The following is a 14,639-nucleotide window of genomic DNA, read 5'->3' as shown; positions in this document are numbered from 1 at the left end:
CGCCCCTGTCGCCAGCGCAGGGCTTTGCAGGCCATTTTTTTTGACCCGAAAGTCCGGTTCCACCGCCCGGCAGGCTTGGCGTAGAGCGGGTGCCGAAAGCCATCGAATTAGGCTAGAATGCACGGCCTCTAAGCACACCCCTTCCTGAGGCTGTCCCGACGATGTTGATCCTGCGCGGCGCTCCTGCCCTTTCTGCCTTTCGCCACGGTAAATTACTCGAGCAACTGAGCCAGAAAGTCCCCGCTGTTACTGGTTTGTATGCCGAATTCGCCCACTTCGCCGACGTTGCCGGCGAGCTGACCGCCGACCAGCAGCAGGTGCTGGGCCGTCTGCTCAAGTACGGCCCGAGCGTGCCGGTACAGGAGCCCACCGGCCGCCTGTTCCTGGTGGTGCCGCGCCTGGGCACCATTTCGCCCTGGGCCAGCAAGGCCAGCGACATCGCCCACAACTGCGGCCTGCAGTCGATCCAGCGCCTGGAGCGCGGCATCGCCTACTACGTGGCCGGTGAACTGAGCGAGGCCGACGCCGCGCTGGTCGCCGCCGAGCTGCACGACCGCATGACCCAGCGCGTGCTGGCCCAGCTGGAGCAGGCATCGGACCTGTTCAGCCACGCCCAGCCCAAGCCGATGACCTCGGTCGACATCCTCGCAGGTGGCCGCGCCGCCCTGGCCCAGGCCAACATCGACCTGGGCCTGGCCCTGGCCGAAGACGAGATCGACTACCTGGTCAACGCCTTCCAGGGGCTCAAGCGCAACCCGAACGACATCGAACTGATGATGTTCGCCCAGGCCAACTCCGAGCACTGCCGCCACAAGATCTTCAACGCCAGTTGGGACATCGACGGCCAGGCTCAGGAAAAGAGCCTGTTCGGCATGATCAAGAACACCTACCAGATGCACAGCGACGGCGTGCTGTCTGCGTACAAGGACAACGCCTCGGTGATCGTCGGCAACGTCGCCGGCCGTTTCTTCCCGAACCCTGAAACCCGCCAGTACGGCGCGGTGCAGGAGCCGGTGCACATCCTGATGAAGGTCGAGACGCACAACCACCCGACCGCCATCGCCCCGTTCTCCGGCGCCTCCACCGGCTCCGGCGGCGAAATCCGCGACGAAGGCGCCACCGGCCGTGGCGCCAAGCCCAAGGCCGGCCTGACCGGCTTCACCGTATCCAACCTGCGCATCCCGGGCTTCGAACAGCCTTGGGAGCAGGCCTATGGCAAGCCCGAGCGCATCGTCGACGCCCTCGACATCATGATCGAAGGCCCGCTGGGTGGCGCTGCGTTCAACAACGAATTCGGCCGCCCGGCCCTGACCGGTTACTTCCGCACCTTCGAGCAGTCGATCAACACCCCGCACGGTGAAGAAGTGCGCGGCTACCACAAGCCGATCATGCTCGCCGGCGGCATGGGCAACATCCGTGAAGACCACGTGCAGAAGGGCGAGATCACCGTCGGCGCCAAGCTGATCGTGCTCGGCGGCCCGGCCATGCTCATCGGCCTGGGCGGCGGCGCCGCTTCATCGGTGGCCACCGGTGCCAGCTCGGCTGACCTGGATTTCGCCTCGGTACAGCGCGAAAACCCGGAAATGGAGCGCCGTTGCCAGGAGGTCATCGACCGTTGCTGGCAGCTGGGCGACGAGAACCCGATCGCCTTCATCCATGACGTCGGCGCCGGTGGCATCTCCAACGCCTTCCCGGAGCTGGTCAACGACGGCGGCCGCGGTGGCCGTTTCGAACTGCGCAACGTGCCCAATGACGAGCCGGGCATGGCCCCGCACGAAATCTGGAGCAACGAATCGCAGGAACGCTACGTGCTGGCCGTCAGCGCCGCCGACTTCGAACGCTTCCAGGCCATCTGCGAACGCGAGCGCTGCCCGTTCGCCGTGGTCGGCGAAGCCACCGAAGAGCCGCACCTGACCGTGACCGACAGCCACTTCGACAACACGCCGGTGGACATGCCGCTCGACGTGCTGCTGGGCAAGCCGCCACGCATGCACCGTTCGGTGACCCGCGAAGCGGAGCTGGGCGATGACTTCGACCCGAGCCAGGTGGACCTGGACAACGCCGTGCAGCGTGTCCTCAACCACCCGGCCGTGGCCAGCAAGAGCTTCCTGATCACCATCGGCGACCGCACCATCACCGGCCTGGTCGCCCGCGACCAGATGGTCGGCCCGTGGCAGGTCCCGGTCGCCGACTGCGCCGTCACCGCCACCAGCTTCGACGTCTACACCGGTGAAGCCATGGCCATGGGCGAGCGTACCCCGCTGGCCCTGCTCGACGCCCCGGCGTCCGGGCGCATGGCGATCGGCGAGACCCTGACCAACCTGGCCGCCGCGCAAATCGACAAGCTGTCCGACATCAAGCTCTCGGCCAACTGGATGTCCGCTGCCGGCCACCCGGGCGAAGACGCCCGCCTGTACGACACCGTCAAGGCCGTCGGCATGGAGCTGTGCCCGGAGCTGGGGATCACCATCCCGGTCGGCAAGGACTCGATGTCGATGAAGACCAAGTGGAGCGAGGATGGCGTCGAGAAGAGCGTCACTTCGCCGCTGTCGCTGATCATCACCGGCTTCGCCCCGGTCACCGACATCCGCAACACCCTGACCCCGCAACTGCGCATGGACAAGGGCGAGACCGACCTGATCCTGATCGACCTGGGCCGCGGCAAGAACCGCATGGGCGCATCGATCCTGGCGCAGACCTACGGCAAGATCGCTGCCCAGGCACCGGACGTCGACGACGCCGAAGACCTCAAGGCCTTCTTCGCCGTGATCCAGGGCCTGAACGCCGACGGCCACCTGCTGGCCTACCACGACCGCTCCGACGGCGGCCTGCTGACCACCGTGGTGGAAATGGCCTTTGCCGGCCACTGCGGCCTCGACCTGCAGCTCGACCCACTGACCGACAACCGCAATGACGTGCCGGCCATCCTCTTCAACGAAGAGCTCGGTGCGGTCATCCAGGTACGCCAGGACGCCACCCCGGACGTGCTCGCGCAGTTCAGCGCAGCCGGCCTGGGCGAAGGTTGCGTGGCGGTGATCGGCAAGCCGGTCAACAACGCCGAAGTGTCCATCAGCCTCAATGGCGAAGTGCTGTTCGACGACGACCGCCGCATGCTGCAGCGCCAGTGGGCCGAAACCAGCTACCAGGTGCAGCGCCTGCGTGACAACGCCGACTGCGCCGACCAGGAATTCGACGCGCTGCTCGAAGAAGACAACCCGGGCCTGTCGGTCAAGCTTGGCTTCGACGTCAACGACGACATCGCCGCGCCGTACATCAAGAAAGGCGTGCGCCCGCAAGTGGCGATCCTGCGCGAGCAGGGCGTCAACGGCCAGGTCGAGATGGCAGCCGCCTTCGACCGCGCAGGGTTTGCCGCCATCGATGTGCACATGAGCGACATCCTCGCCGGGCGCGTGGACTTCGAAGCCTTCAAGGGCCTGGTCGCCTGCGGCGGCTTCTCCTACGGTGACGTGCTGGGCGCCGGTGAAGGCTGGGCCAAGTCGGCGCTGTTCAACACCCGTGCCCGCGATGCCTTCCAGGCCTTCTTCGAGCGTACCGACAGCTTCGCCCTGGGCGTGTGCAACGGTTGCCAGATGATGTCCAACCTGCACGAGCTGATTCCGGGCACCGAGTACTGGCCGCACTTCGTGCGCAACCGCTCGGAGCAGTTCGAGGCCCGCGTGGCCATGGTCGAGGTGCAGAAGTCCAACTCGATCTTCCTGCAGGGCATGGCCGGTTCGCGCATGCCGATCGCCATCGCCCACGGTGAAGGCCATGCCGAGTTCGCCAGCGAAGAGGCACTGCTGGAAGCCGACCTGTCCGGTTGCGTGGCCCTGCGCTACGTCGACAACCACGGCAAGGTCACCGAAGCCTACCCGGCCAACCCGAACGGCTCGCCGCGTGGCATCACCGGCCTGACCAGCCGTGACGGCCGCGTGACCATCATGATGCCGCACCCGGAGCGTGTGTTCCGCGCCGTGCAGAACTCCTGGCGCCCGGATGAGTGGCAGGAAGACGCCGCGCTGATGCGCATGTTCCGCAATGCGCGGGTGTGGGTGAACTAAGGCGTGTACAAGCTCGCCTTCTTCGTCCCGGCCAGCCATGTCGAAGTGGTCAAGGCCGCCGTGTTCGCCGCCGGTGGCGGACGGATCGGTGACTACGACCACTGCGCCTGGCAGACCTTGGGCCAGGGCCAGTTCCGCCCGTTGGACGGCAGCCAGCCGTTCCTCGGGCAGGCCGGCCAGGTCGAGGTGGTCGAGGAGTGGAAGGTGGAGCTGGTGGTGGCTGACGACCTGATCGTTCAGGTCGTCGCTGCGCTCAAGCAGAGCCACCCCTACGAGACGCCGGCCTATGAGGCCTGGCGGCTCGCCGAGTTCTAGACTGCGCGGGCCCCTTCGCGGGGCAAGCCCGCACAGGCCAGCAACCCCACCTCGAACAACAGCCACATCGGCACCGCCAGCATCGTCTGCGAAAACACATCCGGCGGTGTAAGTATCATCCCCACCACAAAGCACCCGACGATCACGTAGGGCCTGCTACGTCGCAACGTGGCCACATCGGCCAACCCCACCCAGACCACGATGAACGTCGCCACCGGGATCTCGAACGCCAGGCCGAACGCCAGAAACAGCGCCAGGATGAAGTCCAGGTACTGGCTGATGTCGGTCATCATCGCCACGCCCTCGGGCGTCACGCTGGCGAAGAAGCCGAACATCATCGGGAACACCAGGTAGAAGGCGAACGCCATGCCGGCATAGAACAGCACGATGCTCGACATCAGCAGCCCCAGCGCAATGCGCCGTTCCTGGCGGTACAGCCCCGGCGCGATGAAGCCCCAGGCCTGGTGCAGCAGCAGCGGCATGGCGATGAACAGCGCGCACATGGCCGTCAGTTTGAATGGCGTGAGAAAGGGCGACGTGACGCTGGTGGCGATCATGCTCGCGCCTTCGGGCAGGAAGCGGCGCAGCGGTTGCGACACCAACGTGTACAGCTGCTGGGCAAACGGAAACAGGCCGACGAACACCAGTGCCAGCAGCAGCAGGCAGCGCACCAGGCGTTTGCGCAGGTCGCGCAGGTGGTCGGTCAGCGGCATGCGCGCCGCGGTGTCCAGGGCCGTGCTCATGGCGTGTTCTCCTGGGGCAGGTTGATGGGCTTGGCGTCCAGCGCCGGCTCGGCCTGCAGGCGGATGCCCTGGCGGATTTCCTGCTCGAGGCGCTGCAAGGGTTGGCTGTCCAGGTCGGGCATGGCGATCTCGCGTTCCATCTGCGCGCGCAGGCCATGCATGGCCCGGCGCGCCTGGCCCAGGCCGCGCCCCAGGGTGCGGGCGGCGACCGGCAGGCGCTCCGGCCCGAGCACCAGCAGGGCGACGACGCCCACCAGCAGCAGCTCGCTGAAACCTACCTCGAACATCAGGCTTGGCGATCCGTTTGTGGCTGCGCGTCAGCCTGGCGAGTCACGGGGGTCTGCGGCTGCGAGGGGGCAGCGCCACCCGCGTCAGGCTCACCCCCCATCGACTTGCGAAAGCCCTGGATCGCTTCGCCGACATCACTGCCCAGGCCTTTGAGGCGCTTGGTGCCAAACAGCAGAAACACGATCAGCAGCACGATCACCAGTTGCCAGATTCCAATCCCACCCATTTCGAATACTCCTGTAAGGCCATGAAAAGAAAGGCCAATCCTGCCGCATGCAGATGACGCGAACATGACTGCAAGGCCATTGCCATCTGCTTGCAACAGCCGCCGTGTTGACTGGCGCCTTCACGCAACCAGGAGGGGTAGGGATGACGCGCAAGCGACAGCAGGGCGCGGCGCTGCTGATGGTGATGGTGGTGCTGGCGATGCTCGCCGCGGGCATGGCCTGGCTGGTGGAGGATGGCCGGCGCCAGGTCGATGAGGTGCAGTTGCTGCGCCAGCGGGTGCAGGTGCGGGCCATGGAGCAGGCTGGCCTGGCCTACGCCGAACAGGCCCTGCGCGACCCTGCCTGGCGCCTCAGCCCGCTGTTCTGGCAGGCCTTGCGCGGGCAGCCGCTGACCTATGATTTTGGCGCCGGCCAGGCGCAATTGCGGGTGCGCGACCAACATGCCTGTTTCAACGTCAACGCGCTGCTCGGCGCTGACGGTGAACGGGCCGAGCGCCAGTTGCGCCACTTGCTGGGGGATGACATGGCCGCACAACGGCTGGTCGATGCCTTGGCCGACTGGCTCGACCACGACAGCGACACGCGCCTGCAAGGCGCCGAAAGTGCCCAGTACCTGCGCCAGCAACCGCCGCGCCTGGCGGCCAACCAGCCGATGCTCGATACCAGCGAATTGAACCTGTTGCTGGAGCCCGATGCCGGGCGCCAGCGGCGTTACCCGATGCTGTGCGCATTGCCGCAGACCACCGGCTGGCGCCTGAATGCCAACGCCTTGGGGCTTGAGAACTTGCCATTGCTCGAGGCGTTGTATGAAGGGCGCTACCCGCGCGCGTTGCTCAGCCGCATCATCAGCGGCCGGCCGGCATCGGGGTACGAGGATGCCTCGGCGTTGCGCCAGGCGTTGGGGGCGGTGGATGACGAAACCTTCGAGCGGTTGAGCGAGGGGTTGCTGCTCAACAGTGGGCATTTCCTGTTGCAGCTGTCGTTCGAGGAGCAGGGGCGGACGATGCGCAGCGTGTTTCAGGTGGAAGCGCTGGGGGTGGTGCAGTGGCATGCGCGGGTGCCGGCGCAGCAGGTGCGGGTGAAGAGCCGCGAGCCGATTGCCTGGTGAGCAGGCCTAGGGGCTGCGTTGCAGCCCAATCGCCGGCAAGCCGGCTCCCACCCGGCTGTGGGAGGCCGCAGCCCATCTGTGGGAGCCGGCTTGCCGGCGATTGGGCCGCGCAGCGGCCCCTTGAAGATCCGAATCAGACCGTGCCGATCTCGCCACCATCATTGCGCTGGATCACCACCGTCGAAGCCCGCGGCCGCACCTTGCCACCCGCCGGGGTAGCATCGGTGGCCTTGTCGGTGTAAGGCCAGTTGTCCGGGTGCTGGATGTTGACGAACATCGACTTGTTGTCCGGGGTGAAGGCAATCCCCGTCACCTCGCAGCCGTTCGGCCCGACGAAGAAGCGGCGCAGGTCCACCTGGTTGGTGGCATTGATCGGCACCTGCTTGCCCGTGGCATCCACCAGGTCGGTGGGGATCACCGCCAGCAGCTGGTCGTTGGTGTAGTCGGTCAGCGTGGTTTCACCGTTGTCGGTTTCGAACCACAGCACGCCGCGGCTATCGAAGCTCATGCCGTCGGGGCTGGCGAACTGGTTGAGCTCGGTCAGGCCCGAGCGGTTGATGTCGGCGGTGCCGGCGGCGTTGGCGCCGAACACGAAGATGTCCCAGGTGAAGCTCGCCTGGTCGTCGCTGTCGTGCCAGCGGATGATGTGGCCGTGGCGGTTCGGCCCGCGCGGGTTGGCGGCGTCGACCTTTTCCGGGGTACGCGCGCTGTTGTTGGTCAGGGTCAGGTAGACATCGCCATTGAGCGGGTTGACCGCCGTCCACTCCGGGCGGTCCATCGGCGTTGCGCCCACGGCATCGCCGGCGCCGCGGGTGTTGAGGATGATGCCTGGCAGGTCGCCGTACAGCGCCCCCAGGGTGCGGCCATCCTTGGTCGGCGTGGCCACGTCCAGCAGCAGCCAGATACCCGTGCCATCGGCATTGAAGCGCGCCACGTAGAGCTTGCCCTGGTCCATGTACTTGGCGCCGGTGGCCAGGCGGTCGGCCGGGGTGGCGTCGGCGGCGTCCCACACCGCGGTGGAAACGAACTTGTACAGGTACTCGTTGTTGGAGTCGTCGCCCATGTACCAGACCAGTGGCTTGCCCACCACCGGCAGGCCCGGGCAGCAGCCTTCGTGGCGGAAGCGGCCCAGGGCGGTGCGCTTGGTGGCCAGGGTGCTGCTGTTGTACGGGTCGATCTCGACGATGTAGCCATAGGTGCTGGCTTCGTTGCGGTAGTCGTCGCTGGCGCTGGCGCCCTTGACGGTCACGTCGAAGCGCGCGAACTCATCGGCCACCTCGCTGCTGTCGCCGGCGGCGCTCTCCCACTTGTACTGGCCGCTGGAGGTGCCGACGCCGATGCGGCGCTGGTCTTCCGGGCGGGTGCCCTTGTTGACGAAGATGCCTGGCCAGTTCTCTTCGCAGGTCAGGTAGGTGCCCCACGGGGTGTAGCCGTTGCCGCAGTTGTTGTTGGTGCCGCGGCAGTGGGTACCGACCGTCGAGTACTTGGTCTTGACGTGCTCGGTGCCGCGCAGGGGGCCAGTGATTTCCATGCGCGAGGCGGTGGTGAAGCGGCGGTTGAGCGGGTCGTTGTCGACCACCTGCCAACGGCCGTTGAGCTTTTGCAGGCGCACCATGCCGGCGCCGTGGGCGTTGATTTCCTTGCGCACTTCCTCGACCGGGCGCTTGCCGTTGGCGTCGGTGGTCGAGCCGTTGGGGTGCAGCGCGGCGGTGTCGATGTATTCGAAGTTGATCGCCAGCAGGCCGTCTTCGGAGCTGCCATTGATCGGGAAGAAATGCATGCCGTCATGGTGCATGCCCATGGCGTTGGCCTGGTCGGTCGAGGTGTTGCTGCCGTCCGATTTCCACGGGTTGCCGTTGCTGTTCAGCGGCGTGCCCCACGGCGCCAGCACATAGGCGCTGTAACCGGCGGCGACGACGCAGGCATCGGTGCGCGAGCCGGGGATGGACTGGAAGCCCAGGGCCATTTTCGGCTCCGGTTCAGGCACGGGTGGCTCGGTGACCGGTGGCTCGGTGACGGGGTCGTCATGGTCGGAGCCGCCGCTGTCGAAGCAGCCGCTCAGGCCGGTACCGGCGATCATGGCGATGGCCGCGCCCAGGCTGCCGCGCATCACGCTGCGCCGGCTCAGGTAAGCATCCATGACGTTGGCCATTGGCAGGTTGCCGCTGTGGTTGCGGTCCAGGTTGTCGCCGGATTCTCGACTCATCAGGTGTCCTTGATTTGGCTGAGTTGTAAGAAACCGCGACTTTAGAGCGCAAGTATGATGTTTCCTTGGCAAAAATATTAACGGGGTTTTAAAACTGTAAGTTCTTACTACTGCGCACGACAGAACCATTTGGAATGGCTGTCGGATTTCTGCCATCAAACTGTCATGCCAACGCCGCAACATCCGGGGCCCAAAGTGAACTCGGATAAGGACGGCGAGCCCGATGTCAAGCAGTGTGCACAGGCGCGAAGTAATCAGCTGGATGGGTGTCGGTGCGCTGGCGCCGTTGCTCGGCGCCTGTTCCGCGTTGCCGGGCCAGCGTGGCGGTGCTGCCAGCGTCGATTTGCTGTATGTCGCCGACACCCTCGATGCGCGCCAGCCCGGCCTGCCCGTGGTGCCGGCCACGCGCCTGGGCCCGGTCAGCCACCTGGGGCGTGCGCCGTGGATGACCGGCGCCAGCGCCAGCCTCGCGCAACCGCAACTGGCGCCCTTGCTCGATGCCAGCCAGGCCCAGAACGTGCGCCTGGGCGGTTACGCGGTACTGGCGGCGCTGTTGGAACAGTTGCGCGGCGAGGCGGGCCAGGGCAATAGCCTGACCCTGGAAAACGGCCAGGGCTGGAACGGCAGTGGCCTGGCCTACCTCACCCACGGCGAAAGCGGTGTGCAGGGCAGCCAGTTGCTGGGCAGCGACGTGCGGGTCAGCAGCGACGAGCGCGTGCTCTGGCCGCAACGCAGTGCCGGCCTGTATCGCCAAGCTTCGGCCATCACCCTCGGCGCCGGGCTTGCCGACGAACAACGCAAGGCCCTGGGCCTCGAGCCGCTGCACACCTTCGAACGGGGCGGTGCGCGGATCGCGGTGGTCGGCATCAGCGACCCTTACGCCCAGGACCAGAAAGCCTCCCTGAAACAGTGGTACCAGGCCTTGCTGCCGACCTTCGAACGCGCGCGCCGCGAAGCGGACTTGGTGGTGGCGCTGGCCGACGTGGGCACCGGCCCGGGCCTGTGGCTGGCCGAGCGGGTGCCTGAAATCGATGTGCTGCTGTGCGCCCGTGGCCAGGACCTGTGGCCGGCGCCGGTGTACGCCAGCCAGGCCAGTGGCCGCCGCGTGCCGGTGCTGTTTGCCGGCTGCCGGGCCAGTGGGGCGTTCCGCCTGCGTTGCCAGCAGGTGGCCGGGCAGTGGCAGTTCGAGGGGCGCTTCTTCCCGGCCTTCGCCCAGCAACTCACGCCTGCCGCGCAGCTGCGTGCCAGCCAGTTGCATGGCGAGCTGCAGCAGCAGCGCGCAGGCCACGCGGCCTGGCTCGACCAACCCCTGGCCCGCGCACCGCAGGCGCTGTGGCGCCGCGATACCCGTGGCGGCAGTTGGGACCGCCTGCTGCACCAGGCCCTGGCCGATGACAGCAGCATGCCGGTGCTGTTGCCGGGCCTGCGCTATGACTACCCGCTGGCCGCCGGCGAAACGATCACCCGCGAGCACCTGATCAGCCTCACCGGCGGCTACCCGGCCGCGGTGGTCGAAGCCCCGGCGCGGCAGGTCGAGCAAGTGCTGGAAAACGCCGCCGAGCAATTGTTCGGCGACCCGCTGCTGCTGGACAACAGCCAGGACCTGCCGCGTTGGCAAGGGCAGGCCTGGCGCGTCAGCTACAGCCCGCAAGGCAAGCGCATCACCGGCCTGGACCCGGTGCAGGGCCTGTGCCGCACCTTCGGCCTGCAGTTCCAGCCCGAGGCCGGCGAACCCCTGTGGCAGCGGGTCGAGGCCTGGCTGTCGCGCCAGCCTGCCGATTGGCAGCTGGCTCCCCTGGCGCTCCCCGAAGTGCGCTACGTACAGGGCCACCCCGGCTGGCACCCGCGCCAGGTGGCGTCGTGAGCCTGGGCGCCCGTGCCGTGACCTGCGGCCTGCTGACCCTGGCCGGCTGGCTGGCCGCGCAGTGCGTGCTGCAACTGAGCCGCCAGCCGCAGCCGGCCAGCCCCGCCAGCACAGCCAGCAGCGCGCTGCCGGGGCTGATGGTCGGCCACTGGCAGGCGGCCGTCGATGACGGCGCCATCGCCCTCACGCGCTTGCCGCTGCACTACCTCGGCGGGCTCAAGGCCCAGCCGCTGTCGGCCAGCGTGGTGGTACTGCGCTACGGCCAACAGGTGCGCACCCTCGGCCGTGGCCAGCGCCTGGCACCGGGGATCGTGTTGCAGGACATCGACGCCGATGGCCTGATTTTCGACAACCAGGGGCGGCGCGAACGCCTGCCCTGGCCGCCACGCCCCGCCGTGACCGGCTTCAAGCGGCAAGGATGAACGATGCCTGTCAGATATTGCGTGGCCGCCGCCCTGAGCCTGGCCCTGTCATGGGCCTGGGCCCAGGAGCCGGAAGCATTCGACGACAACGGCACGCCGCTGTACGAGGTGAACTTCGTCGACACCGAGCTGGGCGAGTTCATCGACAGCGTGTCGCGCATCACCGGCACCACCTTCATCGTCGACCCTCGGGTCAAGGGCAAGGTCACCGTGCGCACCGTCGACCGCCACGATGCCGATGCCATCTACGACATCTTCCTGGCCCAGTTGCGCGCCCAGGGCTTTGCGGCGGTCGACCTGCCCAACGGCAGCGTGAAGATCGTCCCCGACCAGGCCGCGCGCCTGGAGCCGGTGCCGGTGGAGGCCAAGGGCAAGCGCGGCGAGGGCAGCGATGGCGTGGCCACGCGCGTGTTCAACGTGCGCAATGCCGCCAGCGAGCAGATGCTCGGCATTCTCAAGCCGCTGATCGACCCGCGCGTCGGTGTGATCACCCCATACCCCGCTGCCAACCTGCTGGTGGTCACCGACTGGCGCAGCAACCTCGACCGCATCGACAGCCTGCTGCGCCAGCTCGACCAGGTCAGTGACGAGCCCATGCAGGTGATGCCCCTGCGTCATGCCAGTGCCGCCGACACCGCCCAGTTGCTGACCCGCCTGCTGGCCCGCGAGCAGGGCGCCGACGCCACCCAGGTGGTCGCCGACCCGCGCAGCAATGCCTTGCTGGTGCGCGGCAACAGCGACCGGGTGCGCGCACTCATGGCCCAGCTCGACCGGCCCAGCGACAACCAGCGCTCCAGCAATACCCAAGTGATCTACCTGCGCCATGCCAACGCGGCCGAAGTGGTGAAGGTGCTGCGCGGGCTCAGCCAGGAGGGCGCGGCGCCCAGCGAAGGCCTGGCCGAAGGGGAGGGCAAGGACAAGCCGCCGATGGCCGCGGCCAGCGACTCGGGCATTCGCCTGGAGTACGAGGAAGGCACCAACGCCGTGGTCATGGTCGGCCCCGACAGCGAGCTGGCGGCCTATCGCTCGATCGTCGAGCAGCTCGATATCCGCCGCGCCCAGGTGGTGGTCGAGGCGATCATCGCCGAGGTCTCCGACACCCGCGCCCAGGAGCTTGGCGTGCAATGGCTGTTCGCCGACGAGAAGTTCGGCGCCGGCATCGTCAACTTCGGCAGCAACGGGGTGAACATCGCCAATATCGCAGGCGCCGCCGCCAGCGGCGACAACGAGGCGCTGGGCAACCTGCTGTCGGGCACCCAGGGCGCCACGGTGGGCATCGGCCACATCGGCGGTGGTTTCAACTTTGCCATGCTGATCAACGCGCTCAAGGGCAAGAGTGGCTTCAACCTGCTCTCCACACCCACCTTGCTGACCCTGGACAACGCCGAGGCGTCGATCCTGGTCGGCCAGGAAGTGCCCTTCGTCACAGGCTCCGTGACCCAGAACAACGCCAACCCCTACCAGACCATCGAGCGCAAGGAAGTCGGGGTCAAGCTGCGCATCAAGCCGCAGATCAACATCGACAACAGCGTGCGCCTGGACATCGTCCAGGAGGTGTCCTCGATCGCCGAGTCCCGCGCGGCCAGCGACGTGATCACCAACAAGCGCGAGATCAAGACCAAGGTCATGGTCGAGGACAACGGCCTGGTCATCCTGGGCGGCCTGATCAGCGACGAGCTGAGCATCAGCGACCAGCGCGTGCCGTTTCTCGGCGACATCCCGGGGCTGGGCCGGCTGTTCCGCTCCGACGCCAGCAAGAACACCAAGCAGAACCTGATGGTGTTCATCCGCCCGCGCATCCTGCGTGACGGCCCGAGCCTGGCCGGGCTGAGCGAAGACAAGTACCGCACCCTGCAGCAGACCACGCCGCTGAAGTTGCCGGACCTGGCAGAAGGCACGCCGCTGCTGCAGGTGTTCCCCGCCAGCCGCGCGCGCCTGGAAGGCGGTAGCTGGTGATGCTGCCCTATCGCCTGGCGCGCCAGGCCGGCCTGGCCATGGCGCCGATGGACGCCGGCTGGCAGCTGTGGCTGCGCCAGGATGCCGACAGCGACCAGCTGCAGGAACTGCTGCGCGTGCATGGCCAGCCGGCCGCGCTGGTGTACCTGGAACCCGCCGCCTTCGATGAACGCCTCGGCCAGCTGTACCAGGCCGGCAGTGGCGCCAACCAGGCGCTGATCGAAGGCATCGGCGAGCAGGTCGACCTGGACAGCTTGATGAGCGAGATGCCGCGCATCGAAGACCTGCTCGAAAGCGACGACGAGGCCCCGGTCATCCGCCTGATCAATGGCCTGTTCGGCCAGGCCCTGCGCCTGCGCGCCTCGGACATCCACATCGAAACCTTCGAGCAGAGCCTGGTGGTGCGCCTGCGCGTCGACGGCCACCTGCGCGAGGTGCTGCGCCCGCCACGGGCGCTGTCGGCGATGCTGGTGTCGCGGATCAAGGTGATGGCGCGCCTGGACATCGCCGAAAAGCGCCAGCCCCAGGATGGCCGCATCACCTTGCGCGCGGCGGGCCGTGAAGTGGACGTGCGGGTGTCGACGCTGCCCGGCATCCATGGCGAGCGCGTGGTGATGCGCGTGCTCGACAAGCAGGCCAGCCTGCTGGCGCTGGCCAACCTGGGCATGCCAGGCGCCGTGCTGCAGGGCCTGCGCAGTTGCCTGGCGCGCCCCAATGGCATCGTGCTGTCCACCGGCCCGACCGGCTCGGGCAAGACCACCACCCTGTACGCCAGCCTCAACAGCCTCAACGACGGCAGCCGCAACATCCTCACCGTCGAAGACCCGGTGGAGTACGCCATCGCCGGCATCGGCCAGACCGCCATCAACCCCCGCGCCGGCCTGACCTTCGCCAGCGGCCTGCGCGCCATCCTGCGCCAGGACCCGGACGTGATCATGCTCGGCGAAATCCGCGACCAGGAAACCGCGCAGATCGCCGTGCAGGCCAGCCTCACCGGCCACCTGGTGCTGTCGACCCTGCACACCAACAGCGCGGTGGGCGCGGTGACGCGCCTGCGCGACATGGGCATCGAGCCGTTCCTGATCGCCTCGTGCCTACGCGGGGTGCTTGCCCAGCGCCTGGTGCGGCGGCTGTGCAGCTGCGCCCAGCCGCAACTGCTGCAAGCCGCCGAGCGTGCCCTGTGGCCGGAGCTGACGGCGCTGGGCAGCAGCCATCACGCCGTGGGCTGCGAGCTCTGCCAGGGCAGTGGCTATGTCGGGCGCCTGGGGCTGTACGAATTCATCGAACTGGACGCCGGGCTGATCGCCTTGCTGTACGACGGCGCCAGCGAACAGGCCATGCACGACTACCTGGCGCCGCACCGGCGCAGCCTGGTGGCGATGGCCAGCGACTGCCTGGCACGGGGTGAGACCAGCCTTGCCGAAGTGCTGCGCGTGGTGCAGGGCTGAG

The 14,639-nt window shown here is 67.5% G+C and carries 11 protein-coding genes; 7 read left to right on the top strand and 4 right to left on the bottom strand.

All coding sequences use genetic code 11. The annotated features are described in order from the left end of the window. The first annotated feature begins 161 nt into the window (after positions 1–161). Complete coding sequence (gene purL / locus ACIPG5_RS07810) at positions 162–4,061, top strand: phosphoribosylformylglycinamidine synthase (RefSeq protein ID WP_176514700.1); 3,900 nt, start codon at positions 162–164, stop codon at positions 4,059–4,061. Positions 4,062–4,064: 3 nt separating this feature from the next. Continuing rightward, positions 4,065–4,376 carry an NGG1p interacting factor NIF3 gene (locus ACIPG5_RS07805; protein ID WP_176514702.1) on the top strand — a complete coding sequence of 104 codons (312 nt, stop codon included), beginning with the start codon at positions 4,065–4,067 and terminating at the stop codon, positions 4,374–4,376. On the opposite strand, the gene tatC is transcribed toward ACIPG5_RS07805, so the two are convergent. From tatC to tatA, 3 genes are read right to left on the bottom strand one after another with little or no spacing between them, the layout of a single operon-like run. Continuing rightward, on the bottom strand, positions 4,373–5,119 hold the full coding sequence (gene tatC, locus ACIPG5_RS07800) for a twin-arginine translocase subunit TatC (RefSeq protein WP_401374114.1): 747 nt from the start codon (positions 5,117–5,119) through the stop codon (positions 4,373–4,375). The genes ACIPG5_RS07805 and tatC overlap by 4 nt on opposite strands. Continuing rightward, entirely contained in the window at positions 5,116–5,406 is a 291-nt protein-coding gene (gene tatB / locus ACIPG5_RS07795; protein WP_286914443.1) for a Sec-independent protein translocase protein TatB, read from the bottom strand. Before tatB ends, tatC begins: the two co-directional genes overlap by 4 nt. Further along, positions 5,406–5,633: a twin-arginine translocase TatA/TatE family subunit gene (gene tatA, locus ACIPG5_RS07790; protein WP_286914445.1), complete on the bottom strand. Its 228-nt coding sequence runs from the start codon at positions 5,631–5,633 to the stop codon at positions 5,406–5,408. The genes tatB and tatA overlap by 1 nt, the downstream gene beginning before the upstream one ends. Positions 5,634–5,776: 143 nt before the next feature. Between tatA and gspK the strand changes: the two genes are divergently transcribed. Then, entirely contained in the window at positions 5,777–6,742 is a 966-nt protein-coding gene (gene gspK, locus ACIPG5_RS07785; protein WP_401374110.1) for a type II secretion system minor pseudopilin GspK, read from the top strand. Between the two features lie 133 nt (positions 6,743–6,875). Here the strand turns inward: gspK and ACIPG5_RS07780 are convergent, their stop codons facing one another. Further along, on the bottom strand, positions 6,876–8,948 hold the full coding sequence (locus ACIPG5_RS07780) for a PhoX family protein (protein WP_401374107.1): 2,073 nt from the start codon (positions 8,946–8,948) through the stop codon (positions 6,876–6,878). 223 nt (positions 8,949–9,171) lie between these two features. Here ACIPG5_RS07780 and ACIPG5_RS07775 point away from each other — a divergent pair, with 223 nt between their 5' ends. The 4 genes from ACIPG5_RS07775 to ACIPG5_RS07760 are packed head-to-tail and all read left to right on the top strand — an operon-like array spanning position 9,172 to position 14,638. Further along, positions 9,172–10,812: a lipoprotein UxpA gene (locus ACIPG5_RS07775; protein WP_401374104.1), complete on the top strand. Its 1,641-nt coding sequence runs from the start codon at positions 9,172–9,174 to the stop codon at positions 10,810–10,812. Continuing rightward, positions 10,809–11,234, top strand: coding sequence for a pilus assembly protein PilZ (locus tag ACIPG5_RS07770; protein WP_286914449.1), 426 nt, complete (start codon positions 10,809–10,811; stop codon positions 11,232–11,234). The genes ACIPG5_RS07775 and ACIPG5_RS07770 overlap by 4 nt, the downstream gene beginning before the upstream one ends. A gap of 21 nt (positions 11,235–11,255) precedes the next feature. Next, the gene (gene gspD / locus ACIPG5_RS07765) at positions 11,256–13,190 is read left to right on the top strand and encodes a type II secretion system secretin GspD (RefSeq protein WP_401374226.1); all 1,935 of its coding nucleotides are present in this window, start codon (positions 11,256–11,258) and stop codon (positions 13,188–13,190) included. After that, a complete protein-coding gene (locus ACIPG5_RS07760; protein ID WP_401374223.1) occupies positions 13,190–14,638 on the top strand; it encodes a GspE/PulE family protein in 1,449 nt (482 codons plus the stop codon). Before gspD ends, ACIPG5_RS07760 begins: the two co-directional genes overlap by 1 nt. The last annotated feature ends 1 nt before the right edge of the window (position 14,639 follow it).

Origin of the sequence: Pseudomonas sp. NPDC087029, from assembly GCF_044745345.1 — a bacterium.
GTDB lineage: Bacteria > Pseudomonadota > Gammaproteobacteria > Pseudomonadales > Pseudomonadaceae > Aquipseudomonas > Aquipseudomonas faucium.
The sequence above is the reverse complement of the archived record's forward strand: the minus strand, read 5'-3'. Positions and strand labels throughout refer to the sequence as shown.

What these genes read in the sequence shown, in the direction of transcription:
- tatA (WP_286914445.1), bottom strand. Translation starts at nt 5,633, where the DNA reads ATGGGTGGGATTGGAATCTGGCAACTGGTGATCGTGCTGCTGATCGTG.
- ACIPG5_RS07780 (WP_401374107.1), bottom strand. Translation starts at nt 8,948, where the DNA reads ATGAGTCGAGAATCCGGCGACAACCTGGACCGCAACCACAGCGGCAAC.
- tatC (WP_401374114.1), bottom strand. Translation starts at nt 5,119, where the DNA reads ATGAGCACGGCCCTGGACACCGCGGCGCGCATGCCGCTGACCGACCAC.
- ACIPG5_RS07775 (WP_401374104.1), top strand. Translation starts at nt 9,172, where the DNA reads ATGTCAAGCAGTGTGCACAGGCGCGAAGTAATCAGCTGGATGGGTGTC.
- ACIPG5_RS07760 (WP_401374223.1), top strand. Translation starts at nt 13,190, where the DNA reads ATGCTGCCCTATCGCCTGGCGCGCCAGGCCGGCCTGGCCATGGCGCCG.
- gspK (WP_401374110.1), top strand. Translation starts at nt 5,777, where the DNA reads ATGACGCGCAAGCGACAGCAGGGCGCGGCGCTGCTGATGGTGATGGTG.
- purL (WP_176514700.1), top strand. Translation starts at nt 162, where the DNA reads ATGTTGATCCTGCGCGGCGCTCCTGCCCTTTCTGCCTTTCGCCACGGT.
- tatB (WP_286914443.1), bottom strand. Translation starts at nt 5,406, where the DNA reads ATGTTCGAGGTAGGTTTCAGCGAGCTGCTGCTGGTGGGCGTCGTCGCC.